The organism is Qipengyuania aurantiaca (assembly GCF_019711375.1).
GTDB classification, from domain to species: Bacteria; Pseudomonadota; Alphaproteobacteria; order Sphingomonadales; family Sphingomonadaceae; genus Qipengyuania; species Qipengyuania aurantiaca.
The window spans coordinates 2,636,575-2,661,941 of the sequence record NZ_CP081295.1 but is presented as its reverse complement, the minus strand read 5'-3'; the positions used below and the strand labels follow the sequence as shown (position 1 = coordinate 2,661,941).

Below are 25,367 nucleotides of genomic sequence, written 5' to 3'. Positions count from 1 at the left end.
AGAGCAGTGTGACCAAGACCTACATCGACCCAAGCCCCGCGAATTTCCAGGCGTTCAAGGACCTGCCACGCGACGAGCCGATCCATATGCTCAACCTCCTGCGTTATCGCGAAGAAGCCGCTTATCCCGCTGGTCACGAGAACGCGGGGAAGGGATGGAGTGGCCGCCGCGCCTATCAAGAGTACGGCAAGACCAGTGGCCCGATCTTTCGCCGAGTGGGCGGCAGCATCGTCTGGCGCGGCGCCTTCCAGACGGTGGTGACGGGTCCCGAGGCGATGCAATGGCACGACGGTTTCGTCGCGCAATATCCGAACTCGGGCGCTTTCTTCGAGATGATCAAGGACCCGGACTATCAGAAGGCGGTAGTCAATCGCACGGCGGCCTTGGCCGACAGCCGACTGGTGCGATTTGCACCGGGCGATGCGGGGGAGGGCTTCTAGAGCAACCGCAACTGCCCTCCGACAGCGGGCGGCCTGAACTGCGTGCAATCCAGTTCGAACTTCGCCTTGCCCAGTCCCGCGCGCTTGCAGGCTAGGCGGAACCGTGCGCGAAAGAGGTCGGCCCAGACGCCGGTCGGTTTGAGGCGCGAGAAGAAATTGGGGTCGTTGTCTTTTCCGTTGCGGATCGACTGGACGATGCTCATCACCTTATCGCCGCGTTCCGGGTAGTGGACGGAGAGCCACTCGCGAAAGAGCGGTGCGACCTCATGCGGCAGGCGCAGCGGGATCCAGCCCACGCTGTCGACCCCGATGGCGGCGGCGCGCTGGACTATCTCCTCCATGAACTCGTCGGTGATGGCCGGGATGACGGGTGCGACCGAGCAGTGGCTGGGCACGCCTGCTTCGACCAGTTTCTGCAATGCTGCGAGTCGTTTGGCCGGGGAAGCTGCGCGTGGTTCGAGCTTGCCCGAAAGCTTCGGGTCGAGGCTCGTCACCGATATCGCCACTGCGACAAGGCGCCGCTCGGCCATCTCCGCCAGCAAGTCTAGATCGTCCAGCACGCGGTCGGACTTTGTCGTGATCGTCACCGGGTGGCGCGCATCGAGGCACACCTCCAAGATTGATCGCGTGATCCGGTAGTCACGCTCGATCGGCTGATAGGGATCGGTGTTGGTCCCCATGGCAATCGGCTTGGGCCGGTATTTCGGTTTGGCCAGCGTTGCGCGGAGCAGTTCGGCGGCATTGGGCTTGGCGAACAGCTGCGTCTCGAAGTCAAGGCCCGGCGAGAGGTCGTGATAGGCATGGGTAGGGCGCGCAAAGCAATAGACACAGCCGTGCTCACACCCGCGATAGGCGTTGATCGAGCGGTCGAAGAAGATGTCGTGCGACTGGTTGAAGCTGAGGATCGTCTTCGGATGCTCATCCGTCACATGCGTGCGCAATTTGGGCGGCGGACCGTCCAGTGCGACCATATGATCGCGCCAGTCGCCATCGGCCTCTCGCGTGGCGAGGCCGAATCGCGTTGGCACGGCGGCCGATTGAGCCCCGCGTCCTGAGATTGCACTCTGGGACATGCCGTCAGTCTAGGTCCGTGGAAGAACAAAGCAAGAACTATTGTGTATCTGGCGGGATCTGGCAAAGCTGCGCCGATGGAACGACATGGACCCTATATCTATCGCGTCGAAGAGCGCGACCTGGCGGCGGCGGGGCGGCTGTTCTTCCGGCGGCGGCTCACGCAGCCTCCGGCGCGTTACCTGCTTTTCGGCCTTATTGCTTGCGCCTTGCTCCTGATCGCTCTCGATGTGATAGAAGACGGCGCAATCAACCTGCTGTCGCTCCTGTCGCTGGGGATCGGACTACCGCTGGTCTGGTTCGTGCCGCATTTGCTCGCACCCATGATGATGCGACGGCAGTATCGGCAGAGCGCAGCCCTGCGCGATGAACATCGCTTGGAGTTCGACGATGAAGCGATTTTCTTTTCGAGCGATCGGGGTCATGCGCGGCTGCCATTCGCTGAGTTATACGCCTGGGCCGAGACAGACCGGCTGATCCTGCTCAGCCAGACGGAAGCCTATTTCAATCCGGTCCCCAAGCTTGCGCTGGGGGAAGATGCTGCGGTCCTGATCCGCAAGCTTACCGAAGCAGGGGTCGATACGCTCTAGCGCTCCCGCAGCCGGGGCATCAGCTCGACGAAGTTGCAAGGCCGGTGGCGGCTGTCGAGCTGGGCGGCGAGGATCTTGTCCCAGCCATCCTTCACCGCGCCGTTCGAGCCGGGCAAGGCGAAGATGTAGGTGCCGCGCGCGATCACGGCACAGGCGCGGCTCTGGATGGTGCTGGTGCCGATGGTCTCGTAGCTGAGCCAGCGAAAAAGCTCGCCAAAGCCGGGAATGTCCTTGTCTTTCACCCGGTCGAGCGCCTCGGGCGTGACATCGCGGCCGGTCAGGCCTGTGCCGCCGGTCGTGATCACCGCGTCGATCTGCTCGTCGTCGATCCAGCGATGAAGATGGGCAGCGATCTCGTTCTTGTCGTCGCGGCTGATTTCGCGCGCGGCGAGGTGGTGGCCGGCCGTTCCGATGCGCTCGGCGAGGATATCGCCCGACGTGTCATCGTCGAGCTTGCGGCTGTCCGAGATGGTCAGCAGCGCGATATGAACTGGCTTGAAGGCTGCGCTTTCGTCTATGGCCATGCCCTGTCTCCTCCTAACGCGTCCGCGGGAACAGCGGCCAGTCGTTCTCGGCCAGGTCCACGCGGCTCGGCGCATCGGCCTGCGCCTGCCGCAAATACATCCAGTAGTTGCGCATCACGATCGCCACGTAGGAACGGGTTTCCCAATAAGGGATCGATTCCATCCAGAGCAGCGGATCGCCCTGGTCGTTTACTTCGGCGTTCCACCGCGAGACGGGCGTGGGACCGGCGTTATAGGCGGCCATGACCTTGGGCAATGTGCCGCCCGTGTATCCAGCCTGCGCCAGCGCCTCCAGCGTGCGCTGTCCGAAGGCCAGGTTGGTCTTGGGATCCTTCAGATCCGCATTGGCGCTCATGTTGATCGAAGAGGCGTATTCGCGCGCAGCGATCGGACGAATTTGCATAAGCCCGATAGCGTTCGCGGGGCTGACCACGCGCTCGCGGAAACTCGATTCCTGCAGCGCGTGTGCGTAGGCGAGCGCCGGATCGATGCGCCACCCGCCATGAGGGGTGTGATAGGCGACTGGCCAGCGCAGGTTCGGCGGTGAAGCGGTGCCGCGCGGGGCGTTACAGGCCATGTAGGTCTGCGCCCCGGCAAGCCCCAAAGCCCGGGCAAGGCGGGTCAGAGCGCCGAAATCGTCGGGATCGCCGTAGCGGACCTGCCAGCGCAGCACTTCGTCGGCCACATCGCGGCGCCCGGCTTCGGCGAGCATGACCGCCTCGCGCACTGCCGGTTCGTTCGCAAGGCGCTGCCAGTCCGCAGCGGTCAGATCGGGGGCGCTGTGATCGTCCGGCAGGGCCTTGCCGAGCCGTTCGCTGGCCAGCATGCCGTAGAGCGTTTCGTCGTGCCGCGCGGCGCTGCGCAAATGCGCATCGGCAAGGTGCGGGTCGCGGCAGCGGATGAGGCTGCGCGCGGCCCAATAATGCGCCGCCGTCTGGAGTTCGGCGTCGCTCGCTCCTCTTGCCGCAGCGTCGAAATGGTAGGCGGCGCGGCGGTAATCGCCCAGCCGCCAAGCGGAAAGACCCGCCACCCATTCGCCTTCGGGCACCCAGGGGCCGGACCCCTGAGAGACCAGCTGTGCCATGCCATAGGCCTCGGCATCGCGGTTCTCGATGTAGTAGCTCCACGCCACCCGGCGCCGCCATTCGGCACGTGCGGCTGACGAGAGCGACGCATCGACACCGTCGAGCAGCAGCCGGGCTCCATCGGGATCGTCATTGGTGATCCGCTCGAGAATGGCGCTGCGCACGTTGTCGGGCATGGTCGCGTCGTTGATGGTGGGGGGAAGGCCCCGCCGTGTGAGCCCGGGTTGGCGGGAAAGCGCACGCTCTCGCGGCAGGTCCGGCGTCCAGGAGAGGCCTCGCGTCTGGCCAAGGCGCACGATACCTTCGACCTGCGGATTGTTCGGATAGCGGCGAAGCCAGTCCTCGATGCGGGAGAGCTCGATGCGAGGGCTGTCGGGATCGAGGAAATAGGTCGCCAGTGCGGCGCCGTGCAGCGGACCCTCGGGCCGCTGCGAGATCATAAGCTCGAACCGGTCCCAGTTCTTCGCTTCGAGGGCGTCGAAGAGCGAGGCATAATAGAGCCTATCGTCGGCGGAAAGCAGTTGCGGCAGCGCCTGCGCGTGCGAACGGCCGAAATAGGCGACGCTGTCCGATTGCGCGGCAACCGGCGCGGCCATTCCCGCAAGCGCAGAAGCAGCAACGAGGAGCAGGGGGCGTAGGGTCATGCGGTCCATTCCAACCAGCGGTTCCAGAAATTGCGGCGGCGCGGGGCCGACCGGGCGAGTTCGGCAAGCTCGGGGGCGAGCAGCAGGGGCAGGGTCTTGTCGCCGGCCTTAATCACGCCCGGTTCGCGCGCCATTTCCGGCGCGATGTCGAAGAGCGGGGCGAGCGAACGCCCGAATGCGAGCACGCGGTGCGGCTGCGCCAGTGCGACATGGTGCCGCGTGACGTCCCCGAGGCCGCGTGCCGACAGATCGGCCCAGTCGGGCAGGGTGACACCGGCGGGCAGGGCGCTCGCCAGATAGGCTTCGTGCGGGGCGATCCCCATGGCCGACAGCATGGCCTCGACAAACTTGCCTGGCGCGCCGGACAGGAGCGCCTCGCCATCGCCTTCCATCGGTTCGGGGATGAGGACCATGAGCTTCGCTCCCGCTACTCCGCGCGGCGGCAGGCGGCTTTCCGGACCTGCGCTGGCCAGCGAAGGCTCGACCAGCCACCACTCGCGAAATTTTTCGAGACTGTCGGGATAGGCCTCTCGCGCGCCCCCGATCCTGTCTGCCGGAGCCGTCGCCTCGAAGGCGCGCTGCAGCGGGGTCTGCCTGGGCTCTTCTGGCGGTTTCTTCGCCTTGGGCGACGCTACGGCCTGCTTTTCTTCGGGCTCTGCCAGCCAGCTGGTAGCCTCGTCGCGATAATCGTCCTCGACGCCCGCCTCGCGCCACCAGTCGAGCGCGGCTTCCAGCGCGTCAGCAGGCGATAATTCGCGGGTTTCCAGTGTGTCTGCGATCATTTTCCGTCCGCCCTAGGTCTTGACCTCAAACCGCCCAGCAATCAAGGCAATCCCAACGCTTAAGCGACGAAAAGAGAGAGATATGAGCGAACGCGAATCGATGCCCTGCGAGGTCGTCATCATCGGCGGCGGCCCGGCCGGCCTTTCGGCGGCCATCCGACTGAAGCAGATCAACGAGGACCTCGAGGTTGTCGTGCTGGAAAAGGGCAGCGAGATCGGCGCGCACATCCTCTCGGGCGCCGTGGTCGATCCCAAGGCCATGAACGAGCTCTTCCCCGACTGGCGGAACATGGATTGCCCGCTCGCCGAAACGCCGGTGACGGAGAACCACCACTGGGTGCTTTCCGAAGGCGGCAAGTCCGACTTGCCCGAATTCCTTCTGCCGCCCTTCATGAGCAATGACGGCAACTACACCGCCTCGCTCGGCAACACCTGCCGCTGGCTGGCCGAACAGGCCGAGGGGCTGGGTGTGATGGTCTTCCCCGGCTTCCCCGCCGCCGAAGTCCTCTTCGACGACAAGGGCGCGGTCGCCGGCGTGGTGACGCAGGACATGGGTATTGCTGAGGATGGCAGCCACAAGCCCGATTACCAGCCCGGCATGGAAATCCACGCGAAATACACGCTCTTCGCAGAAGGCGCGCGTGGCAATCTTACCAAGAAGATGAAGGCGAAATTCGACCTCGAGGCCGATTGCGAGCCGCAGGTCTATGGCCTTGGCGTGAAGGAGTTGTGGGATGTCGATCCTGAAGTCTACGAGCAGGGCAAGGTCATCCACACGCAGGGCTGGCCGCTCAGCGAGACCGGCACATGGGGAGGCGGCTTCATCTACCACCAGGCGAACGGACAGGTGGCCTTGGGCTTCGTGACCGCGCTCGATTACAAGAATCCCTACGTTTCGCCTTACCAGGAATTCCAGCGCTGGAAGCACCACCCCGAGGTGGCCGCCATCCTTAAAGGCGGTAAGCGCGTGGCCTATGGCGCGCGCGTCATCAACGAAGGTGGCTGGCAGTCCGTACCGAAGCTCGCTTTTCCTGGCGGTGCGCTGATCGGCTGTTCGGCCGGTTTCGTGAACGTGCCGCGCATCAAGGGCACGCACACGGCGATGAAGAGCGGCATGCTCGCCGCCGAAAGCATCGCGGCTGCCATCGCCGCGGGACATGAGCACACCGAACTGATGGATTACGACGCTGCCGTGCGCGACAGCTGGATCGCGACCGAATTGAAGAAGGTGAAGAACGCGCAGCCCGCCGTCGCCAAATATGGCGAGGACCTCGGCACCGTGCTCGCCGGCATCGACATGTGGATGCGCACGCTCAAGATCGGCCTGCCGATCACCATGAAGCACCACCGTGACCATGAGATGCTCGAACGCGCCGACCTCTTCGCGCCGGTGAAATACCCCAAGCCCGACGGCACGCTGAGCTTCGACCGCCTGACCAATGTCAGCTTCAGCTACACCAATCACGCCGAAGACCAGCCGGTCCACCTCAAGGTTTGCGACCGCGAATTGCAGCGGGAAAGCGAGCTGGAAGTCTACGGCGGCCCTTCGGCCCGCTATTGCCCGGCAGGCGTTTACGAGTGGATCATCGAGGAGGGCGCCGAGCCCAAGTTCCAGATCAACTCGCAGAACTGCGTGCATTGCAAGACCTGCGACATCAAGGACCCGAACCAGAACATCGAATGGACCACGCCCGAAGGCGGCGGCGGCCCGAACTACCCGAATATGTGAGGGTCAGTGAGCAAGGTTTCTAGAGTCGGCGGGCTGGATATTGCGCAACTGATTTCCGAACACATCGGCTCTTATGTCGATATGGATTTCATCCAGTTTGTCGCCGTTGAAGGTGACCTCATTGATCTGTGGTATATGAATAGCGGCGGTGAAGGTCCCACGTTTCATATTCAAATTGAGAGAGTTAACGAGCGATGGGAGCTTGAGCTGAAAGAGCTTCCTCCTGGGACGGAGCAAAATATTGAAGTGCCCTAATCCCGTGGTTGCTTTGTGACGATCACAGACGCCGCCTACGCCAAGATAAACCTCGCGCTGCATGTCCGCAGGCGGCGCGAGGATGGCTATCACGAGCTCGAAACCGTCTTCGCGTTCGTCAATGGCGGGGATCGCCTGACGGCGCATTCTGCTGAGCGGGACAGCCTCAACACTATCGGTGAATTCGGCGGTGCGCTGGACAATCCTTTCAATAACATCGTGATGCAGGCGCTTGGGGCTTTGCCTCGGCCCGACGGTCTGGAGGTCACTCTCGAGAAGAACCTCCCCGTCGCAGCGGGTCTTGGGGGCGGTTCGGCCGATGCGGGGGCCATTTTCCGGATGGTCGAGCAGTCGCATGGTCTGCCCGAAGACTGGCAGGCACGCGCAGCCAAGTTGGGCGCGGACGTCCCGGCCTGCGTCGAAAGCCGGACCTGTCTGGGGCGCGGCACAGGGACCGAACTTGAACCCGCCGATGAAGCGATGGCGAATACGCCCGTCCTGCTCGTCAATCCGCGCACGCCGCTTGCCACGGGGCCGGTCTTCAAGGCGTGGGACGGGATCGATCGCGGGCCGCTTCCCGATGGCGACACCCTCCGTATTGCGGTCGAAGGGCGCAACGATCTCGAAGCGCCCGCCATCTCGCTTTGCCCCCCGATTGCAGGCGTGCTCGCCGCCTTGCGCGGAACTTCGCCGTTTCTCGCCCGTATGTCCGGTTCGGGCGCGACCTGTTTCGCGCTCTACGACAGCAATTTCGCGCGCGACGAAGCCGCCGCGCGCCTCGCCGCCGACCATCCGGACTGGTGGCAGATGAAGGGTAATCTTCGATGATGATCGACAATCTGCCGTATCGCCAGGTCGGTGCGGAGGATGTGCGGCCCGGCGGGCTGATGTGCGTGGCCGATCACGCGTCGAATTTCGTGCCCGAAGGCATCGAACTCGGCATCGATCCCAAGCTGATGAACGAGCATATTGCGCTCGATATCGGGGTGGAGGGCATCGCCGACCGCCTCTCGCGCCGCCACAATATGCCGGCCCATATCGCCTGCGTCAGCCGCCTTGTCTGCGACTTCCATCGCCGCGAGGACGAAGCCGCCGTGGTACCGACCGAGAGCGACGGAAAACTCATTCCCGGCAACATCGGCGCCAATGTCGAGGCGCGGCTAGCCAATTATCATCGGCCCTATCACGAGGCGCTCGGCAAGATGATCGCGCAGGTCAAACCGCGCATGCTGGTCGCGCTGCACAGCTTCACCCCGAGCCTGGAAACCAGCGACGATGAGCGCCCTTGGGAAGTCTCGCTGCTCTACAATCAGGACGATCGCGCCGCGCGTCACGCCATCCGCCTCTTCGCCGAGCAGGGCCTGACCGTGGGCGACAACCAGCCTTATTCGGGAAAGCAGTTGAACGCGACGATGGATCGCCACGCGGAAGCCAACGGTATCCCCTATTGCACCGTGGAAATCCGGCAGGACCAGATTACGACCGAGGCAGGCCAGTCGCGCTGGGCGATGATGCTGGCCGATGTCATGGGGCGCGTCGCGCTCGAAGTCTAAAGCGGATCTTGGGGCCGCTGCGGTAATTCTCGCACAATCGGCTCCGAACCTCTGCTAGAACCGGCTCTCCCGTTTCGAGAGACCAGTCATGCCCCATTACCGCTCCCGCACCACCACTCACGGCCGCAACATGGCGGGCGCGCGCGGCCTGTGGCGCGCGACGGGCATGAAGGACGAGGATTTCGGCAAGCCGATCATTGCCGTCGTCAACAGCTTCACCCAGTTCGTGCCGGGTCATGTGCACCTCAAGGACCTCGGCCAGCTGGTCGCGCGCGAGATCGAGAAGGCGGGCGGAGTCGCCAAGGAATTCAACACCATCGCGGTGGATGACGGCATCGCCATGGGCCACGACGGCATGCTCTATTCGCTGCCCAGCCGCGATCTCATCGCCGACAGCGTGGAGTATATGGTCAACGCCCACTGCGCCGATGCGATGGTGTGCATCTCCAATTGCGACAAGATCACGCCCGGCATGCTCATGGCGGCCATGCGGCTCAACATTCCGGCGGTTTTCGTATCGGGCGGCCCGATGGAAGCGGGTAAGGTCGTGGTGAAGGGCAAGGAGGTCGCGCTCGACCTCGTCGATGCCATGGTGGCCGCTGCGGACGAGAGCTACTCCGATGAGGAAGTTACCGCCATCGAGCGTTCGGCCTGCCCGACCTGCGGCAGCTGCTCGGGAATGTTCACCGCCAACTCGATGAACTGCCTCACCGAGGCGCTGGGCCTATCGCTGCCGGGCAATGGATCGACACTGGCCACCCATGCCGACCGGCAGGGCCTGTTCGAGCGCGCGGGCCGGCTCTCGGTCACACTGGCACGCCGCTATTACGAGGAAGACGACGAAAGCGTCCTCCCCCGGTCCATCGCCAGTTTCGAGGCGTTCGAGAACGCGATGAGCCTCGATATCGCCATGGGTGGTTCGACCAACACCGTGCTCCACCTGCTTGCCGCCGCACAAGAAGCGGGCGTCGATTTCACCATGGCCGACATCGACCGGCTGAGCCGGAAAGTGCCGTGCCTCTCCAAGGTCGCGCCGGCCAAAAGCGACGTGCACATGGAAGACGTTCACCGCGCCGGCGGCATCATGGCGATCCTCGGCGAGCTGGAAAAGGCGGGCCTCCTCCACACCGCGTTGCCGACCGTGCACAGCCCGACCATGGGCGACGCGCTCGACGATTGGGACATCGGGCGCACGCAGAACAACAAGGTCCGCGAATTCTACGCGGCGGCGCCAGGAGGCGTGCCTACGCAGACGGCGTTCAGCCAGTCCGCACGTTGGGAAAGCCTCGACACCGACCGCGAAAGCGGGGTCATCCGCAGCGCCGAACACGCTTTCAGCAAGGATGGCGGGCTCGCTGTCCTCTACGGCAACATCGCGCGTGACGGCTGTATCGTGAAGACCGCCGGTGTGGACGAGAGCATCCTGACCTTCTCCGGCCCGGCCAAGGTCTATGAGAGCCAGGACGACGCCGTGACCGCTATACTCACCGAACAGGTCGTGGAAGGCGATGTGGTGGTCATCCGCTACGAAGGGCCGCGCGGCGGGCCGGGGATGCAGGAAATGCTCTACCCGACCAGCTATCTCAAATCGAAGGGTCTGGGCGCGGCCTGCGCCCTGCTTACCGACGGGCGCTTTTCCGGCGGCACGTCCGGCCTCTCGATCGGACACGTCTCACCGGAAGCGGCCGAGGGTGGGGAGATCGGACTGGTGGAAGAGGGCGACCTCATCGAAATCTCTATTCCCGACCGCACCATCAATCTGGCTGTGTCCGACGAAGTGCTCGCCGAGCGGCGCGCTCCGCGAGAGGAGCAGGGCTGGGCACCGGCCAAGACGCGCCGACGCAAGGTGAGCCAGGCTCTGGAAGCCTACGCCGCGATGACGACCTCTGCCGCGCGCGGGGCGATCCGCGATGTTTCGCAGCTGAAGCGCCGCTAGAGCTTGCCCCGCGCGGCATTGCGTGGCAGCCGCCGCGCATGTCTCCGACCGCTGTCCTCACTGTCGACCAGATGCGCGCTGCCGAGCAGGCTGCGATGTCTGCCGGAACCTCCGAGTGGGAGCTGATGCAGCGGGCCGGCGAGGGTGCCGCCCAGTGGATCGCGCGCATGGCGGGTGGGCGCGACGTCTGCGTCCTCTGCGGCCCCGGCAATAACGGCGGAGATGGCTATGTCATTGCGGAGAGCCTGAGGCGCCGAGGGAACACGGTGCATGTCGTCGCTCCCAAGGAACCGGGCACGGAAACCGCACGGACCGCCCGGGCTGCTTACAAAGGTGAAGTCTCGACCGAGGGCCTTCCGCGCAATCAGGTCTATGTCGACTGCCTCTTCGGTTACGGCCTCGCTCGCGAGGTGACCGGCGAGTTTGCGCAGCTTCTGGAGAACCTTCGGGACGCGACCGGCTACAAGGTTGCCATCGATGTTCCGAGCAGCGTCGCGAGCGACACGGGCGAGCGGCTCGGTCCCCCAGTCGAGTACGATCTGACACTGGCTCTGGGAGGCTGGAAGAGGGCGCACTTCACCATGCCGGTGATGGCCACCATGGGTGTGAAGCGCGTGGTCGACATCGGACTGGACCTTCCCGCCGATGTTCCGCGCCTGAGTGATGCGCCACGCATCTCGGCTCCGGCTGCGGATGCGCATAAGTATCGCCGCGGTCTCCTCGCCATCGTCGCTGGCGAAATGCCCGGCGCGCCGCTCCTCGCCGCAGAGTCTGCGATGCGCAGCGGGGCAGGGTATGTGAAGCTGCTGAGCGATCATTCGCATCCCGACGCGCCAGCCGAACTTGTCATCGAGAGTGCCGCGACGAGAAAAACACTTTCCGACGAGCGCCTGTCGGCCATCCTCGTCGGGCCTGGGCTTGGGCGGAAGAACAAAGCGCGCGATGCGCTCGGGTCCGCGCTTGAGGCTGGGCGGCCCACGATTCTCGACGCCGACGCGCTTCATCTCCTCGATCCTGCGATGACCGCGGGATGCAACACGGCCAAGATCGGCCTCACCCCGCATGAAGGCGAACTCGCCAAGCTGTGCGAGGCCTTCGGGATCGACGCTTCCAGCAAATTCGATCGAGCCGAGGCCCTCCACGCGGAGACGGGTATGACTGTGCTGGCAAAGGGGCCCGACACCATACTCGCGGGACCCGAAGGAGTGCTCTTCTTCGAACGCGGATCCAGCTGGCTTTCCGTTGCCGGCACGGGCGATGTCTTTGCGGGCATCGCTGCCGCGCGCCTCGCCGTGCGGGGCGAAGTGCAGCAGGCGCTCGAAGAGGCCGTGTGGATCCATCATGAAGCAGCGCGGCTCGCCGGTCCTGCCTTCACCGCCGGAACGCTGGCCCGAAGCGTCAACAACGCCTTGTGGAGCTTTCTGTGAGCAAAGAGACCATCCTGCGGATTGCCGCCAAGGGCGATGGCGTCACCGAAAGTGGCCGCCATGTGTCCGGAGCCGTTACGGGAGACACGGTCCGCGACGACGGCACGATCATCCCCGGTCCGCACCACGTCGAAGCGCCCTGTCGCCACTTCGGAACCTGCGGCGGGTGCCAGCTGCAGCAGGCCGACGAAACGGCGCTGCGCCAGTTCGTGACCGAGCGCGTGGCTTTCGCCGCCGAAGCTCAGGAGCTGGAGCTGGGCGAACTCCTCCCCACGCATCTTTCCCCTCCGCGCACGCGGCGCCGCGCCACGCTCCACGCGTTGAAGGCCGGCAAGGGCGCGGTCATCGGCTTTCGGGAAGCGCGCAGCAACCGCGTGGTCGATATGCGCGAATGCCATATCCTCGCGCCCGAACTCTTTGCATTGGTCGCGCCCTTGCGGGGTCTCATTGCCAACCATTCGGGCAGGCAACCCATCGACATCTCGCTGACGCTGGCGGACCAGGGCGTGGATTGCCAGTTGAAGGGCTTCACTGCCGAAGGGCTAGCCGCCACCGAAGCGCTGCTCGATTTCGCGCGCGACCGTGGGCTTGCCCGTCTTGCGCTCGATCAAGGCTATGGCGCGGAAACCTTGTGGGAGCCCGAGCCGGTCACGATCACCCTCGGATCTATCCCCGTGGGCCTACCGCAGAACTCGTTCCTGCAACCTACGCGCGATGGGGAGCAGGTGCTGGTGTCCGATACGGGAGAGTTCCTCGGTGAGGCGCGGACTGTGGCCGATCTGTTCGCAGGCCTCGGGACCTTTGCCTTCGCGCTTGCCGACCCTGCCAAGGTGCTTGCGGTAGAGGCGGCGCGCGATGCGCATCTCGCCTGCAAGGCCGCGGCCAATATGCGCGGCGTTCCGGTCCATGCAATGCACCGCGACCTGTTCCGCAATCCGCTGACGGCGGACGAAGTCTCGCGTTTCGGTGCGATTGTGCTCGATCCCCCTCGCGCCGGAGCACGCGAACAGGTGGCACAAATCGCCCAGAGTACGGTCTCCCGCGTCGCCTATGTCAGCTGCAATCCGTCGAGCTGGGCGCGCGACGCGAAGACTTTGGTGGATGCAGGGTTCCGACTGGAGAAGCTGCGGCCGGTGGGACAGTTCCGCTGGTCCACCCACGTCGAGCTGACCAGCTATTTCACACGCTAGGTTTCAGGCTTCGACGCATTTGGCTTCGGCGAAGGCCAGCAGCCCGCCATAGGTTTCGAGCATTTCGCCATCGACGTCCTCGTCCTCGATCACGATGCCGAGGCGGTCTTCCATCTCGGTAAAGAGCGTGGCGACGGCCATGCTGTCGAGTTCGGGAAGATGGCCGAAAAGGCCGGTTTCCGCGTCGAATTCCTCCACCCGTTCCGCGTCCAGCGAAAGCACGTCGACAAGGATCGCACGCAGGCGCTCGTCGATCGCGCTGCGGCTTGGGCCGGTGGGTTCGGCGGTGACGGTCTCGCAGGTCATGCTGATGGCTGTTTTCCCGTAGCTCAAAGGCGGGCCTGCCCTTAGCGGCGCATGGGAGGGCGTGCAAGGCGGCAGGGCGAAGCGCCTCTTGCGCTGGATGCGCGATAAAGGGATAGCGGGCGATAATGGCCGCATCCAATCACCCCGCGCACGATCCCGTTCCGCGTCCGCTCGACCATCTTGCCGAGCGTGGGACGCGCGATGCGCCCGCCCTGGTCTTGAGAGACCGGATCCTGACGCATCGCGATCTTGCCGCGCGCGTGGCGCTGCTTGCCGGATGGCTGGCGAACCGTTGGAGCGCCGGGGACCGGATCGCGAGCTGGGCGGCGAAGGGAGAACTGACCTGCCTCCTCCCGCTGGCGGCCGCGCGGGCAGGGATGGTCCATGTTCCGATCAATCCCCTGCTGAAACGCGCGCAGGTCGCGCACATCCTGTCGGACAGCGGGGCAAGTGCGCTCCTTGCGACAGCTTCGCGTCTCAAGTCGCTGGAAGAACAGGATATTCCTGCAGGATGTGTTGCAATGTCCGAAGAGGACGCGTGGCAGGAGGCAGAACGCGTTGACGCCATGCTTCCGCCCTCCGAACGCGACCCCGGGGAGCTTGCCGCGATCCTCTACACTAGCGGGTCGACCGGCAAGCCCAAGGGTGTGATGCTGAGCCATGCCAACATGTGGCTTGGCGCGGTTTCGGTGGCGCACTACCTCGAGCTGGCAGATGACGACGTGACGCTCGCGGTCTTGCCGCTCAGTTTCGATTACGGCCAAAGCCAGCTGCTTTCGACTTGGTACGCAGGCGGGAGCGTGGTGCCGCTGGACTATCTCTTCCCGCGCGACGTTGCGAAAGCCTGCGCCAAGCAAAGTGTGACCACGCTGGCAGCGGTCCCGCCGCTCTGGGTGCAGCTGGGCGACGTAGAATGGCCGGAAGAGGCGGTGACGTCGTTGCGGCGCGTGACCAATAGCGGCGGCGCGCTGACCTCGGAGATCATTTCAGGTTTGCAGGTTAAGTTGCCGAATACGAAGATATTTCCCATGTACGGCCTGACCGAGGCTTTCCGGTCGACCTATCTTGATCCCGCCCTCGTGGCGGAGCATCCCACTTCGATGGGTCGAGCTATTCCCTTCGCCGAAATCCTCGTGATCGATGACGAAGGCAATGTGTGTGAAGCCGCAGAAGAGGGCGAATTGGTCCACTGCGGACCGCTTGTCGCACAAGGGTACTGGAACGACCCAGAACGGACCACAGAGCGCTTCAAGCCCGCGCCCGCCGCCTCAACCTATGGCGGTACGGCGGTGTGGTCCGGCGACCGGGTGAAACGCGACGCGAACGGCCTGCTCTATTTCGTCGGCCGCCGCGATGCGATGATCAAGTCTTCGGGCAATCGCATCAGCCCGCAGGAAATCGAAAGCGCCGCGCTGGCCACGGGCCTGGTGGCCGAAGCCGTCGCGTTGGGTGTGCCCGACACGCGGTTGGGCCATGCGATCCACCTCGTCGTGCGCGGCGATGAGGGCGCGGGGGCCGACCGGCTCGCCCGCCAACTTGCAAAGGACCTTCCCAATTTCATGCAACCCCAGGTGATCCACTGGCGCGAGGCGATGCCGCTCAACCCCAATGGCAAGATCGACCGCACGGCGCTCGCGGCGGAGATCGGCGCGTGAAGCCATTGGGCCCCATTCCCGCCGGTTTCGAAGTGATCGACGGCGAACTGGCGATTTCGGGCCGTAAGGCGAGCGATCTTGCCGCTGAAGCCGGGCGCACTCCGCTGTTCGTTTATTCGCGGGCGATGATCGAAGAGCGTGTTGCACGTCTGCGGGCTGCCATGCCCGACCGCTTGCGGATCAATTACGCAATCAAAGCGAACAGCTACGCGCCGCTGCTCGACCAACTGGCCGGGCTGGTGGACGGGCTGGACATCGCCTCTGGCGGGGAACTCGCCATGGTCGAGGCGGCGGGTGTCGCGGGCGAGCGGGTCAGTTTCGCCGGTCCTGGCAAGCGCGACGCGGAACTCGAAGCGGCAATCCGCGCGGGCGTGACGCTCAATCTCGAAGGCGAGAACGAGGCCCGCCGTGCGCTCGCGATTGGGGAAAAGCTGGGCGTCACGCCGCGCCTCGCCATCCGCGTGAACCCCGATTTTGAGCTCAAGGGATCGGGCATGAAGATGGGCGGGGGTGCCAAGCCCTTTGGCGTCGATGCCGAGCGGGTGCCTGCGCTGGCCAAGGAAATCATCGGTGCAGGCTGCGAGTTTCGCGGGCTCCATATCTTTACCGGCAGCCAGGCGCTGGACGCCGACGCGGTGATCGAAACGCAGGCAAACACGCTCGATCTCGCACACCGGATTGCCAGCGAGGCGGGTCTGGACCTGCCCAAGCTCAACATGGGCGGCGGCTACGGCATTCCCTACTTCAACGGCGATACCCCGCTCGACATCGAGCGGGTCGGCGCGGCGCTGGAGGAACGGTTCGCAAACCTTCCCGACACCCTCGTGGGCGCTGAACTCTTCATCGAACTCGGCCGTTACATCGTGGGCGAGGCAGGCGTTTATCTCACCCGCATCCTCGACCGGAAGGAAAGCCACGGCGAGACCTATCTTGTGACCGATGGCGGTCTCCACCACCAGCTCGCGGCCTCGGGCAATTTCGGCACGGTCGTGCGGCGCAATTACCCCCTCGCCATCGCCTCGCATTTCGGTGCCGAGCCGACCGAGGTCGCCAATGTCGTCGGCTGCCTCTGCACTCCGCTCGACAGGTTGGCCGACAAGGCGCATCTCCCGCACGCCGAGGTGGGCGATCTGGTCGCCGTGTTCTGCGCCGGCGCCTATGGGGCCAGCGCCTCGCCCAGCGCCTTCCTCGGACAGGGGCCGGCGGAAGAAATGCTGGTTTGAGGCACCTATCAACCATTTAACCATATTTACCCTGTAGGGATCGCGCGCATACGAAGGTTTGGTCGAAGGCAGTCGATGTACGAGGATTTCTACGGATTTAGCGAGCGGCCCTTCCAGCTGACGCCGGATCCCTCGTTCTATTTCGAGAGCGTCACGCACAAGAAGGCGCTGAGCTATCTCAGCTTCGGCCTCCAGCAGGGCGAAGGCTTCATCGTCATCACCGGCGAGGTGGGGGCGGGCAAGTCCACGCTGGTGGGCCATCTGCGCAACCGGCTCGACTGGAACAGCGTGACCGTGGGCGAGGTCGTCACCAGCGCGCTCGGCAGCGAGGAAATGATTGCCATGGCCGCGCACAGCTTCGGCCTGGAGGTCGATCACGCGGACAAGGCCGGGGCGCTTTCGAAGATCGAACACTTCCTGCAGGACGAAGCACGCGCGGGGCGCAAGGTGCTGCTCGTGGTGGACGAGGCGCAGAACCTCACCGTCGGCGCGCTCGAAGAACTGCGGATGCTGTCGAATTTCCATCTGGGCGCGCAACCGCTGTTGCAGATGCTCCTGCTCGGCCAGCCGGAATTCAAGCAGCTGCTGTCCGAGTGGGACCAGCTCGAACAATTGCGCCAGCGCGTGATCGCGGCGCACCATCTCGATGCGATGCAGCCGGAGGAAATCGAGCCCTATGTGATGCACCGGCTCGAGCATGTCGGTTACAAGCTCCGGCCCCGCTTCGAAGAAGCGATCTGGCAGCGCATCCAGCGTGAAAGCCGCGGTATTCCGCGCCTCGTCAACCGCATCATGTCCCGCGTCCTGATGAAGGGCGCGGTGGAAGAGCGCGAAGTGATCGACGACGCTTTCGTTGCGGCGGTCATCGACGAGATCAACGGCAAGGCGCCCGAGGAGGCCCCGATGAGCGAATACACGCCCCAGTCCGAAAAGTCCGGCCTCCAGCCCATGCCGTCGGCCCCGGTCGAGGACGATCCGGCTCCCGAAGTGGAAGACTATCAGGAGTGGGACGATGCGCCGGAGCAGGGCGAGGGCAGTGCGCTGCTCGACGCGCAGATTTCGGCCATCGAGGAAGCCTTCGCCCAGCGCGACAAGGTCATCGCCTCGCTACGCCGGGAAGTTGCACAGCTTCGCGATGCTTCGCCTGCCGAGGCTTCCGATACCAGTCACGACGCGCGTCTTGCGGCGATCGAAACCCGGCTCGACGAGCAGGAGCGCTCGCTGCGCCACGTGCTGACGATGATGATCGACTATTTTGAAAGCAGCGCGACGCGCAACGCCGCCTGACGTTTCTCAGGCGAGGCCGTGGCCGCGCGCCATGTAGTCGGCGCTCTGCATTTCCTTGAGCCGGCTGACGGTGCGCTCGAATTCGAACGCGCCATCGCCAGATTTGTAGAGGTCTTCCGGCTCGGCGGCCGCGGTTGCGAAGAGCTTCACGTTGTTTTCGTAAAGCGCGTCGACCAGCTTGGTGAAGCGTATCGCCTCGTTGCGGTTTTCCGGCGAGAGGCGGGGGATGCCGACCACGATCACCGTGTGATAGGCGTGGGCGAGGGCGAGATAATCCGCCGCGCCGCGGTTTTCGCCGCAAAGACGCTTGAAGCTGAAGACGCCGACACCCTTTAGGCTCTTGGGGACGTGGAGCGTCCGTCCGCCGCCGAGATCGATTTCGCCGCTGGGGACGTGCTCGGCGTCTTCGGGCCTGTAGTCGGTCAGCCGGAAGAAAGCCTCGCGCACCTGCGCGGTGGCCGGATCGCCCAGCGGCGTGTGCCAGGTGTCGAGATCGCCCAGACGGTCGAGCCGGTAATCGGTCGGCCCGTTCAGCGGCATCACGTCGAGTTCGGCCTGGATGAGGTCGATGAACGGCAGGAAGAGCGAGCGGTTGAGGCCATCCTTGTAAAGATCGGACGGCGGCCGGTTGCTGGTAGTCACCACGCTTACACCTTCGTCGCAGATCAGCGCGGTGAACAGGCGCGCCATTATCGCGGCATCGGCGGTGTTATTGACCACCATTTCGTCGAAGGCGAGGCAGCGGACATCGTTTGCAAGCCGCGCAGCGACGGGAGCGATCGGGTCACCCGCCTCCTTCTTGCGCTCTTCGCGGATCAGGCGGTCGACCTCCAGCATGAACTCGTGAAAGTGGGCGCGGCGCTTCTCGGCGATGGCCAGCGTTTCCACGAAGAGATCCATCAGCATCGATTTCCCCCGCCCGACGCCGCCCCACATATAGACACCTTGCGGACGGGTTTTCTTGGGCCGGAACAGCTGGCTAAGGATGCCGCCGGAGGTCTCCGCCTCCAGGTCCTTCTGCAGCTTGTCGAGCCGTTCGGCGGCGCGGCGCTGGTCGGGATCGGCACGAAGCTCGCCGGCGGCGACAAGCTTCTCGTAGCGCGCGAGCATGCCGGTCATTTGGGACGCATCTTCTTCACGATGCCGGAGAAGGAGGCGACCACGTGATCGTCCTGCTCGACCCTGCCGCGCACGAACACGAGGCCGCCGGTTTCCTTCACGATCTCTGTCACCGCGTCGAGCGGGCGGTCGGGCTTGCCGCCGCCGGTGAACTGGGTCGAAAGTTCGAGCGTCACCGAAGGGCCGGCGTTGCCGCTGCCCAGCGTGTGCATGGTGGTGAAGAGCGAAATGTCGATCAGCGACAGCGTCACCGCGCCGTGGATGATACCTTGCAGATTCTCGTGGCGGCGCTCGGGAAACATGCGCAGGCGCGCGTGTTCGCCGTCAGGATCGAGGCGGGTGATGAGCTTGCCCATTACCGCGCCGTTGAACAGCGTTTCGTCCTTGAGGTTCCAGTGCCGCCAGCCCGGATTTTCCGGGTCGGGTCCGTGCTCGAATACGTCTTCGCTTAAAGCCACGAATCAGATGGCGCGTTCGGCCATCATCTTCTTGGTTTCGGCGATCGCCTTGGCGGGGCTCAGGCCCTTGGGGCAGACGTTCGCGCAGTTCATGATCGTGTGGCAGCGATAGAGGCGGAAGGGGTCTTCCAGCTGGTCGAGCCGCTCACCGGTCATCTCGTCGCGGCTGTCGGCGAGCCAGCGATAGGCCTGCAGCAGGATCGCGGGGCCGAGGAACTTGTCGCTGTTCCACCAATAACTCGGGCACGAGGTCGAGCAGCAGGCGCACAGAATGCATTCGTAAAGACCGTCCAGCTTCTCGCGCTGTTCGGGCGACTGGAGGCGTTCCTTGCCGCTGGGCGTGGTAGACACGGTCTGCAGCCACGGACGGATGCTGGCGTATTGCGCGTAGAAGTGCGTGAAATCGGGAACGAGGTCCTTGATCACTTCCATATGGGGCAGAGGGGTGATGCGGATCTCGCCCTTCAGATCGTCGATCGCGGTGGTGCAGGCGAGACCGTTCTTGCCGTTCATATTCATCGAGCACGAACCGCAGATGCCTTCGCGGCACGAGCGGCGGAAGGTCAGCGTCGGGTCGACCTCGTTCTTGATCTTGAACAGCGCGTCGAGGACCATCGGGCCGCATTCGTCGAGGTCGATCTCGAACGTGTCGTAACGCGGGTTTTCGCCGGTGTCGGGATCATAGCGGTAGATCTTGAACTTCTTCACACGCGCGGCGCCCTCGGCCTTGTGCACGCGGGACTTGCCGGTGATCTTCGAATTCTTCGGAAGGGTGAAGGTCGCCATGTGTAATCGATCCTGACTGCGGTTGCGCCCTCTCTAGCTGTTGCACGGCTTGGCGCAAGGGGGTGGAAGGCGCGAATTACGCATCGCTTGATGCATGTAAGCGAAGCTGCCAGTCAGCGGCGCGATGAAAGTGGCGATTTACGATCTCGACAAGACGCTGGTGCGGCGCGCGACCTTCACGCCGTTCCTAGCCTTCGCTGCGCGCCGGATTGCGCCCTGGCGGCTTGTCATGCTGCCGGTCTGGGTGCTGATGATGGTGGGGTATCGCCTCGGCCTTTACGACCGCACCACGCTCAAGACGCGCGGGATGAATCTGATGCTGGGGCGTCCCGATCTCGCCCGGTTGGAAGCTGTGGGGGAGGCGTTTGCCGAACACCACCTCGAACGAGCGGGCTGGATCGGTAAGGTCGTGGCGATGGTCGAACAGGACCGTGCAGAGGGATCCGCGCTGGTGGTGGCCACGGCAGCCTTCGAATTCTACGCACGCGCCTTTGCCCGGCGGCTCGGCATTGAGGATGTTATCGCCACGCGCTGGGACGGCAGCGGCATCCCGGGCGGCAATTGCTACGGCGAGGAAAAACGCAGGCGTGTGGCCGAGTGGCTGGAAGGGCAAGGCGAGGTGTCCTCGGTCCGCTTCGTCAGCGACAGCTTTGCCGATGCCCCCTCGCTTGAACAGGCGGATGATGCGGTGTTCGTCACCGCAAACCCGCGCAAGAAGGCGCGTGCCGAGGCGCGCGGATGGCGGGTCATCGAAGGTCTTTAACCGCGCGCGAGTTGCCGCAGACGCTCGACGATTTCGGCGGCGACCCTCTTGAATCGATCCTGCGGATAGAGTTCGAGCACCCGCTGGCGCGCGGCCTCTCCCATGGCGGCGAGGTCCTGCGGGTTAGCCAGCAGTTCGCCCAGCGCCTCGGCGAGCGCCCCGGCGTCTTCGGCAGGCACGACACGGCCCATCGCCTCGCTGTCGACCGTGTGTGGCATTTCACCGACATCGGACACCACCACGGGCAGTCCTGCCGCCATCGCTTCGTGCATGGCGATGCAGAAGCCTTCGCGGCGCGAGGGCTGGAGGTAGAGGTGGAGTCCGGCGAGGAACTCGCCAGGCCGGTCGACGAAGCCAGCGAAGGCGACATTTTCCAGTCCAAGCTTTTCGGCCTGTTCCCTCAGGGCTTCGCCTTCCGGCCCCTGTCCCCCGATGATCAACTCGAAGTCGGGGAGGTCCCGTCCGCGCAGCATCGCCAGCGCTTCGAGGAGGACATCGTAAGCCTTGCTAACATGAAGCCGCCCCAGCGCGCCAATCCTCACGGTTTCGCCATCGCTCCAGCGAGCAGGCGTGAGAGCGTCCGGTTCGGCGGCGAAAATCGGCCAGGTCACGACCTTTTCCGGCGCCAGCCTCAACCGCTCGCGGGTCAACTGCGCGACTTCGGTGCTGTCGGCGATCCAGAAGTCGCTCGCCTTGCGCCGCCAGCGCAGCAGCCGCTCGTTCCAGGGTTTGAGAAAGGCGCTGTGTTGCCAGCTGGCGACGGGCACGCGAAGTTCGCGGCCGACCTTCTGCCCAAGCAGCGTGGCCCGTGTAAGCGATGTCCAGATTGCATCGGGGACAAATTCTTTCAACTCTCTTCGCAACCAGCGCATCGCGCCGAGATGATCGGAAAGCGAGCCATCGAAAACGCGCGGCTCTATCCCAGCCTCGGCCAAACGCGGGATGGCCTTTCCGTCTTTCCGCGCCAATGCGAATAGCCGGACTTCCGCCCCGTTCGCCTCGATGCTGCGGATGATGGCGGGGAGGGGAGACTGCGCCCCGCCGCCCTCCATCGAGTTGATGACATAGGCGATGCGCGAGGGGGCGTCACTCATTGGCCGGCGGTCTCGCTGACGCCGAGAAGTTCGGCAATCGCTTCGGCCGCGCGCTGCGAGGCAGGCTTGTCCTGAAGGTCGAACGTGTAGTCGACGAGCTCCTGCTGCGCCTCGCGATACTGTGCGCCGATGGCTTCGAAATCCTCCAGCTTCGCGGTCAGCTCTTCCACCGAGGAGCACACCGGACCGCTCTTCCAGAAGTGGTGCCATTCGTCGTCGCTTGCGCGGCCCTTGTCGCGGCAATCGAGGAAGTAGGCGGGGCGGGGCCTCACAAGGAACTCGTACACCTGGCTCGACACGTCGCCGATATAGGCGTCGGCAGACAGCGTATAGGCCATGTCGAACAGGTGCGGGCCGTCGACATCGACCAGCACGTTTTCGGCAGCCAGCGCCTCCTCGGGCACGTCGGGCCGTCGGCGCGCGAGTTTGTATTCGGGCGAGATATGCGTTTCCTTGCGGAACAGCATTACATGAGGCGCGAAAATCAGGTTGAACTTCTGTCCCTCCGGCGAGGCGAACCAGCGCAGGAGCTCGGGCCCTGCATCGTACCAGCTGGAAAGATGCGGGTCGAAATGGGGATTGTAAAGGAAGGTCGGGCGGCCGTTGCCGAAGAAATCGGGCTTGGCGTCGAGGTCGACCGTCTCGAACTTGGGGTATCCGATCACGACGACCTTTTCGCGTTCGACCCCGTGCGCGACCAGCTGGTCCACCACCTTTTGTCCGGCCACGAAGGCGCGGTCGAATTTGCGATAGTCGGGATGGTAGGCGACGCTGCGATCGCCCGCGCCATGGGGAACCTTCGCGTAGAGCGGGGTCTTGTCCGCGGGCAGGTGCTTCTTGGTGCGCAGGCAGGTGCGCTCCGTCGACACCACGAGGTCGGCCTGTTCGAACAGATCGAGGTTCAGTCGCAGGCGCAGGAGGCGCGAGGCGGGCAGGATGCGGTCGGCCAGCTTCGCTACCACGCGCGCCCAGGCGGGAAGGTCGAGCCGGACCCATCCGAGCCTCGCCGCATCGTCCTCGCTCAGGATTGCGCGCACCTGTGCCTCGATCCGGTCGGTCGCATAGGCCAGCTGGCATTCGATTTGCGGGAAAGCGCGCGCGGTCGCGGCAGCGATCCCTGCAAGATGGGCGACCTGGTGCGGGGCATCGTGGTTGAAGAGGAAGAGGACGCGGGCCATCGCGCGCCGATATGTCAGCGGCGCGCGGATTGCAAAGCGGCTGTCAGTGCATCACCGCATCGCCCTGTTTTCGGGGCAAGGGCACTGCCGCGCCATTGATCGCCGGCCTGCACTCGTCCAAAGGGCGCGGATGGAAGGCTCAGAGACCGCGAAGACACGTCGTTCCGGCTTCGCGAACATCCTGAAAAACCTCGCCTGGCTGCTTGGCGGCAAGGGGTTTGCTGCCGTCTGCAGCCTGGCCTATCTCGCCATCCTCGCGCGCTCATTGGAGCTGAAGGATTTCGGCCACTTTTCGCTGATTTTCGCGACAGGACAGCTGCTCTGCGCGCTGGCGACATTCGAGACCTGGCAGACCATGGTCCGCTTCGGCGCCGAGCCGGTGCAACGCAAGGACTGGAAACGGTTTGGCGAGCTGGGCTGGCTGTGCGGCAGCATCGACGTGATGGGTGCCATCGTGGGCTGTATCCTTGCAGGCGTGATCTACTACGGTTTCGGCAGCCTGCTCGACCTCAACCCCGAATATGTCGACATGGCCTTCGCCTTCAATTGCGCCATGCTGTGGTCGCGCATGACGACACCGACCGGCATTGTGCGCGTGCTCGATCGCTTCGATGTGGGCACCTATGTCGAGGCGGTCATGCCCGCCGGGCGCTTGCTTGCGAGCTTGGTGATCGTCCTTGTGGGCGCGACGGTAGGGCGGTTCCTCTTCGCCTGGGCCTTTTTCGACCTCTTGGTTGGGGCACTTTACTGGATCATGGCCAGAAGGCTCGCGCCCGAGGCCCTGCGCTGGTCGAATTTCCGCAATCCGTTCAAAGCCCTGCGTGAAGAGCGGGCGCTGCGACGGTTCTTCGGCATTACCTACGGTTCCTCCTCGCTCGATGCGCTGACGCGGCAAGGCCCGCTGCTTGCGGTCGGCTATTTCCTCGGCACCAGCGCGGCGGGGCTCTACCGGCTTGCCGACCAGCTGGCGCTGGGTGTGGCGCGCGTGGCCAACATGATCACTCGCGCAGCGCTGCCGGAGTTCGTAATGGCGCGCACCAGCGTCGAGATCGGAGAGTTCCGCAAGCTCGTGCGGCAGGTGACCATACTGGCGAGCCTCGGTGGCGTTCTCGTCGCCGTTCTCGCGCTGACGCTTGGCGACTGGATCATGCTGCTGATGGGTGGCGAGGAATTCCTGAAAGCCGCCGATATTCTTGTGCCCGTGGCCATCGGAGCCTCGCTCGGGCTGGCGGGTGTGGCGTTCGAGCCGCTGCTCTTCTCGACCGGGCACGCGCAATATCCCTTTATCATCCGGGCCGTGGGCGCCGTCGCGCTGGGGACCGCTATCCTGTTGTTTCATGAGGCCGGCCCCGTCGCGATCGGGTGGATGGTCGCTGTGTGGGCGGCGGCGGTGTCGCTTGCCATGGGGATCACCGTGAGGCTGGTGCTCCAGTCCATGGCCGCAGCAAAGCAAGCGAAGTGAGTGGACCGGCCGCCCTAGTCCTGGCCGGAACGCGGCCCGGTGGCGATCCCTTCGCCAACGAACTGGCACTGCCGCACAAGGCGCTCATCGAGCTGGAGGGCGAGACCCTGCTGGCGCGCGTGGTCGGGGCGCTGCACGCGGCGGGGATCGAGCGTGTGCTGGTCAGTTGTGCGTCCGGTCCGGTGGCCGATCTTGCATGCAAATTGGGCGCGGAAGTCATCCCGGCAGAGGCCGGACCGAGCGCCAGCGTCGCCGCAGGCTTCGATCGCGCAGGCGCGCCCCTGCTGGTGACGACCAGCGATCACGGCCTGCTCAAAAGCGCATGGGTGCGGGAGATTGTCGAGGGTACGGGCGAGGGGTGCGACCTCTCGGTCATGCTCGCCGAGCGCGCCCGTGTCGAAGCCGCCGTGCCGGGGAGCAAGCGGACCTATCTTCGCTTTGCGGATGGGCATTGGTCGGGTTGCAACCTCTTTTACCTGCGCACACCGGCGGCGCGCCGGGCGCTCGACATCTGGTCGATGGTGGAGGCGGATCGCAAGCGGCCCTGGCGGATCGCCGCGCGCCTCGGCCCTGCCACGCTCGTCTCGATGCTGCTCGGGCGGCTTACCATGTCTGAGGCTCTGGAACGGCTCGGACGCAAGATCGGCGTCTCGGCCTGCCTCGTCCCGGCCAGCGACGGGCTTGCCGCGGTCGACATCGACAAGCAGGCCGATCTCGACCTCGTAAGAGCGTTGCTGGCTGCGCGTTAACCATAACGCTTCCGCCGCGCGGGAATGGAGCTAAGCTGCCCATTCGAGTCGCAGGCCGGAG

Annotated in this window: 25 protein-coding genes; 15 read left to right on the top strand and 10 right to left on the bottom strand. The window is 64.6% G+C overall.

Annotated elements, in window-relative coordinates:
* Positions 1-8 precede the first annotated feature (8 nt).
* A complete protein-coding gene (locus tag K3148_RS12965) occupies positions 9-440 on the top strand; it encodes a DUF1330 domain-containing protein (RefSeq protein ID WP_221425175.1) in 432 nt (143 codons plus the stop codon).
* Here the strand turns inward: K3148_RS12965 and K3148_RS12960 are convergent.
* Positions 437-1,513 carry a PA0069 family radical SAM protein gene (locus tag K3148_RS12960; protein WP_221425174.1) on the bottom strand — a complete coding sequence of 359 codons (1,077 nt, stop codon included), beginning with the start codon at positions 1,511-1,513 and terminating at the stop codon, positions 437-439. The two genes, K3148_RS12965 and K3148_RS12960, sit on opposite strands and share 4 nt — an antisense overlap.
* A 75-nt stretch (positions 1,514-1,588) precedes the next feature.
* On the opposite strand from K3148_RS12960, the gene K3148_RS12955 reads away from it, so the two are divergent.
* Positions 1,589-2,101, top strand: a complete 513-nt coding sequence (locus tag K3148_RS12955; RefSeq protein ID WP_221425173.1) for a YcxB family protein — start codon at positions 1,589-1,591, stop codon at positions 2,099-2,101.
* Here K3148_RS12955 and moaB read toward each other — a convergent pair.
* Genes moaB through K3148_RS12940 form a run of 3 tightly spaced genes read right to left on the bottom strand, consistent with a single transcriptional unit; the run spans position 2,098 to position 5,136 of the window.
* Positions 2,098-2,625 carry a molybdenum cofactor biosynthesis protein B gene (moaB, locus tag K3148_RS12950; protein ID WP_221425172.1) on the bottom strand — a complete coding sequence of 176 codons (528 nt, stop codon included), beginning with the start codon at positions 2,623-2,625 and terminating at the stop codon, positions 2,098-2,100. The two genes, K3148_RS12955 and moaB, sit on opposite strands and share 4 nt — an antisense overlap.
* Before the next feature lie 13 nt (positions 2,626-2,638).
* Positions 2,639-4,354: a lytic transglycosylase domain-containing protein gene (locus K3148_RS12945; protein ID WP_247711583.1), complete on the bottom strand. Its 1,716-nt coding sequence runs from the start codon at positions 4,352-4,354 to the stop codon at positions 2,639-2,641.
* Positions 4,351-5,136 carry a uracil-DNA glycosylase family protein gene (locus K3148_RS12940; RefSeq protein WP_221425170.1) on the bottom strand — a complete coding sequence of 262 codons (786 nt, stop codon included), beginning with the start codon at positions 5,134-5,136 and terminating at the stop codon, positions 4,351-4,353. The genes K3148_RS12945 and K3148_RS12940 overlap by 4 nt, the downstream gene beginning before the upstream one ends.
* A gap of 82 nt (positions 5,137-5,218) precedes the next feature.
* Between K3148_RS12940 and K3148_RS12935 the strand changes: the two genes are divergently transcribed.
* From K3148_RS12935 to K3148_RS12905, 7 genes are all read left to right on the top strand, one after another.
* Positions 5,219-6,865 carry an electron transfer flavoprotein-ubiquinone oxidoreductase gene (locus K3148_RS12935; RefSeq protein WP_221425169.1) on the top strand — a complete coding sequence of 549 codons (1,647 nt, stop codon included), beginning with the start codon at positions 5,219-5,221 and terminating at the stop codon, positions 6,863-6,865.
* Between the two features lie 6 nt (positions 6,866-6,871).
* Positions 6,872-7,120, top strand: a complete 249-nt coding sequence (locus K3148_RS12930) for a hypothetical protein (protein ID WP_221425168.1) — start codon at positions 6,872-6,874, stop codon at positions 7,118-7,120.
* A 15-nt stretch (positions 7,121-7,135) separates the two neighbouring features.
* Positions 7,136-7,948 (top strand): 4-(cytidine 5'-diphospho)-2-C-methyl-D-erythritol kinase, encoded by an 813-nt coding sequence (locus K3148_RS12925; RefSeq protein WP_221425167.1) that lies wholly within the window; start codon positions 7,136-7,138, stop codon positions 7,946-7,948.
* Positions 7,948-8,673, top strand: a complete 726-nt coding sequence (locus K3148_RS12920; protein WP_221426726.1) for an N-formylglutamate amidohydrolase — start codon at positions 7,948-7,950, stop codon at positions 8,671-8,673. The genes K3148_RS12925 and K3148_RS12920 overlap by 1 nt, the downstream gene beginning before the upstream one ends.
* 88 nt (positions 8,674-8,761) lie before the next feature.
* Entirely contained in the window at positions 8,762-10,609 is a 1,848-nt protein-coding gene (gene ilvD / locus K3148_RS12915; RefSeq protein WP_221425166.1) for a dihydroxy-acid dehydratase, read from the top strand.
* Between the two features lie 38 nt (positions 10,610-10,647).
* A complete protein-coding gene (locus K3148_RS12910) occupies positions 10,648-12,036 on the top strand; it encodes an NAD(P)H-hydrate dehydratase (RefSeq protein WP_221425165.1) in 1,389 nt (462 codons plus the stop codon).
* Complete coding sequence (locus tag K3148_RS12905; protein ID WP_221425164.1) at positions 12,033-13,226, top strand: class I SAM-dependent RNA methyltransferase; 1,194 nt, start codon at positions 12,033-12,035, stop codon at positions 13,224-13,226. The genes K3148_RS12910 and K3148_RS12905 overlap by 4 nt, the downstream gene beginning before the upstream one ends.
* Before the next feature lie 3 nt (positions 13,227-13,229).
* Here K3148_RS12905 and K3148_RS12900 read toward each other — a convergent pair whose 3' ends face one another.
* On the bottom strand, positions 13,230-13,532 hold the full coding sequence (locus K3148_RS12900) for an acyl carrier protein (RefSeq protein ID WP_006832243.1): 303 nt from the start codon (positions 13,530-13,532) through the stop codon (positions 13,230-13,232).
* A gap of 125 nt (positions 13,533-13,657) precedes the next feature.
* On the opposite strand from K3148_RS12900, the gene K3148_RS12895 reads away from it, so the two are divergent.
* The 3 genes from K3148_RS12895 (at position 13,658) to K3148_RS12885 (ending at position 17,697) form a co-directional block, all read left to right on the top strand.
* Positions 13,658-15,187 carry an acyl-CoA ligase (AMP-forming), exosortase A system-associated gene (locus tag K3148_RS12895; protein ID WP_221425163.1) on the top strand — a complete coding sequence of 510 codons (1,530 nt, stop codon included), beginning with the start codon at positions 13,658-13,660 and terminating at the stop codon, positions 15,185-15,187.
* A complete protein-coding gene (locus K3148_RS12890; protein ID WP_221425162.1) occupies positions 15,184-16,410 on the top strand; it encodes a pyridoxal-dependent decarboxylase, exosortase A system-associated in 1,227 nt (408 codons plus the stop codon). The genes K3148_RS12895 and K3148_RS12890 overlap by 4 nt, the downstream gene beginning before the upstream one ends.
* A gap of 75 nt (positions 16,411-16,485) precedes the next feature.
* Complete coding sequence (locus tag K3148_RS12885; protein WP_221425161.1) at positions 16,486-17,697, top strand: ExeA family protein; 1,212 nt, start codon at positions 16,486-16,488, stop codon at positions 17,695-17,697.
* A 6-nt stretch (positions 17,698-17,703) separates the two neighbouring features.
* Here the strand turns inward: K3148_RS12885 and zapE are convergent, their stop codons facing one another.
* From zapE to K3148_RS12870, 3 genes are read right to left on the bottom strand one after another with little or no spacing between them, the layout of a single operon-like run.
* On the bottom strand, positions 17,704-18,816 hold the full coding sequence (gene zapE, locus K3148_RS12880) for a cell division protein ZapE (RefSeq protein ID WP_221425160.1): 1,113 nt from the start codon (positions 18,814-18,816) through the stop codon (positions 17,704-17,706).
* The gene (locus K3148_RS12875; RefSeq protein WP_221425159.1) at positions 18,813-19,274 is read right to left on the bottom strand and encodes a PaaI family thioesterase; all 462 of its coding nucleotides are present in this window, start codon (positions 19,272-19,274) and stop codon (positions 18,813-18,815) included. Before K3148_RS12875 ends, zapE begins: the two co-directional genes overlap by 4 nt.
* A gap of 3 nt (positions 19,275-19,277) precedes the next feature.
* Positions 19,278-20,060: a succinate dehydrogenase iron-sulfur subunit gene (locus K3148_RS12870; RefSeq protein WP_221425158.1), complete on the bottom strand. Its 783-nt coding sequence runs from the start codon at positions 20,058-20,060 to the stop codon at positions 19,278-19,280.
* Positions 20,061-20,184: 124 nt separating this feature from the next.
* On the opposite strand from K3148_RS12870, the gene K3148_RS12865 reads away from it, so the two are divergent.
* Positions 20,185-20,823: an HAD-IB family phosphatase gene (locus tag K3148_RS12865; RefSeq protein ID WP_221425157.1), complete on the top strand. Its 639-nt coding sequence runs from the start codon at positions 20,185-20,187 to the stop codon at positions 20,821-20,823.
* Here the strand turns inward: K3148_RS12865 and K3148_RS12860 are convergent.
* Together K3148_RS12860 and K3148_RS12855 are read right to left on the bottom strand one after the other, a co-directional pair.
* Complete coding sequence (locus K3148_RS12860) at positions 20,820-21,917, bottom strand: glycosyltransferase family 4 protein (protein ID WP_221425156.1); 1,098 nt, start codon at positions 21,915-21,917, stop codon at positions 20,820-20,822. The genes K3148_RS12865 and K3148_RS12860 overlap by 4 nt on opposite strands.
* The gene (locus K3148_RS12855) at positions 21,914-23,095 is read right to left on the bottom strand and encodes a CDP-glycerol glycerophosphotransferase family protein (RefSeq protein ID WP_221425155.1); all 1,182 of its coding nucleotides are present in this window, start codon (positions 23,093-23,095) and stop codon (positions 21,914-21,916) included. Before K3148_RS12855 ends, K3148_RS12860 begins: the two co-directional genes overlap by 4 nt.
* Positions 23,096-23,225: 130 nt before the next feature.
* Between K3148_RS12855 and K3148_RS12850 the strand changes: the two genes are divergently transcribed.
* A complete protein-coding gene (locus K3148_RS12850; RefSeq protein WP_221425154.1) occupies positions 23,226-24,557 on the top strand; it encodes a lipopolysaccharide biosynthesis protein in 1,332 nt (443 codons plus the stop codon).
* The gene (locus tag K3148_RS12845; protein WP_221425153.1) at positions 24,554-25,306 is read left to right on the top strand and encodes a nucleotidyltransferase family protein; all 753 of its coding nucleotides are present in this window, start codon (positions 24,554-24,556) and stop codon (positions 25,304-25,306) included. Before K3148_RS12850 ends, K3148_RS12845 begins: the two co-directional genes overlap by 4 nt.
* The last annotated feature ends 61 nt before the right edge of the window (positions 25,307-25,367 follow it).

Excerpts from the sequence above, each read along its gene's own strand:
- K3148_RS12895 (WP_221425163.1), top strand. The coding sequence starts at position 13,658 with ATGGCCGCATCCAATCACCCCGCGCACGATCCCGTTCCGCGTCCGCTC.
- moaB (WP_221425172.1), bottom strand. The coding sequence starts at position 2,625 with ATGGCCATAGACGAAAGCGCAGCCTTCAAGCCAGTTCATATCGCGCTG.
- K3148_RS12920 (WP_221426726.1), top strand. The coding sequence starts at position 7,948 with ATGATCGACAATCTGCCGTATCGCCAGGTCGGTGCGGAGGATGTGCGG.
- K3148_RS12900 (WP_006832243.1), bottom strand. The coding sequence starts at position 13,532 with ATGACCTGCGAGACCGTCACCGCCGAACCCACCGGCCCAAGCCGCAGC.
- ilvD (WP_221425166.1), top strand. The coding sequence starts at position 8,762 with ATGCCCCATTACCGCTCCCGCACCACCACTCACGGCCGCAACATGGCG.
- K3148_RS12945 (WP_247711583.1), bottom strand. The coding sequence starts at position 4,354 with ATGACCCTACGCCCCCTGCTCCTCGTTGCTGCTTCTGCGCTTGCGGGA.
- K3148_RS12935 (WP_221425169.1), top strand. The coding sequence starts at position 5,219 with ATGAGCGAACGCGAATCGATGCCCTGCGAGGTCGTCATCATCGGCGGC.
- K3148_RS12885 (WP_221425161.1), top strand. The coding sequence starts at position 16,486 with ATGTACGAGGATTTCTACGGATTTAGCGAGCGGCCCTTCCAGCTGACG.
- K3148_RS12910 (WP_221425165.1), top strand. The coding sequence starts at position 10,648 with ATGTCTCCGACCGCTGTCCTCACTGTCGACCAGATGCGCGCTGCCGAG.
- K3148_RS12870 (WP_221425158.1), bottom strand. The coding sequence starts at position 20,060 with ATGGCGACCTTCACCCTTCCGAAGAATTCGAAGATCACCGGCAAGTCC.
- K3148_RS12850 (WP_221425154.1), top strand. The coding sequence starts at position 23,226 with ATGGAAGGCTCAGAGACCGCGAAGACACGTCGTTCCGGCTTCGCGAAC.
- K3148_RS12955 (WP_221425173.1), top strand. The coding sequence starts at position 1,589 with ATGGAACGACATGGACCCTATATCTATCGCGTCGAAGAGCGCGACCTG.
- K3148_RS12960 (WP_221425174.1), bottom strand. The coding sequence starts at position 1,513 with ATGTCCCAGAGTGCAATCTCAGGACGCGGGGCTCAATCGGCCGCCGTG.
- K3148_RS12940 (WP_221425170.1), bottom strand. The coding sequence starts at position 5,136 with ATGATCGCAGACACACTGGAAACCCGCGAATTATCGCCTGCTGACGCG.
- K3148_RS12855 (WP_221425155.1), bottom strand. The coding sequence starts at position 23,095 with ATGGCCCGCGTCCTCTTCCTCTTCAACCACGATGCCCCGCACCAGGTC.
- K3148_RS12865 (WP_221425157.1), top strand. The coding sequence starts at position 20,185 with ATGAAAGTGGCGATTTACGATCTCGACAAGACGCTGGTGCGGCGCGCG.
- K3148_RS12860 (WP_221425156.1), bottom strand. The coding sequence starts at position 21,917 with ATGAGTGACGCCCCCTCGCGCATCGCCTATGTCATCAACTCGATGGAG.
- zapE (WP_221425160.1), bottom strand. The coding sequence starts at position 18,816 with ATGACCGGCATGCTCGCGCGCTACGAGAAGCTTGTCGCCGCCGGCGAG.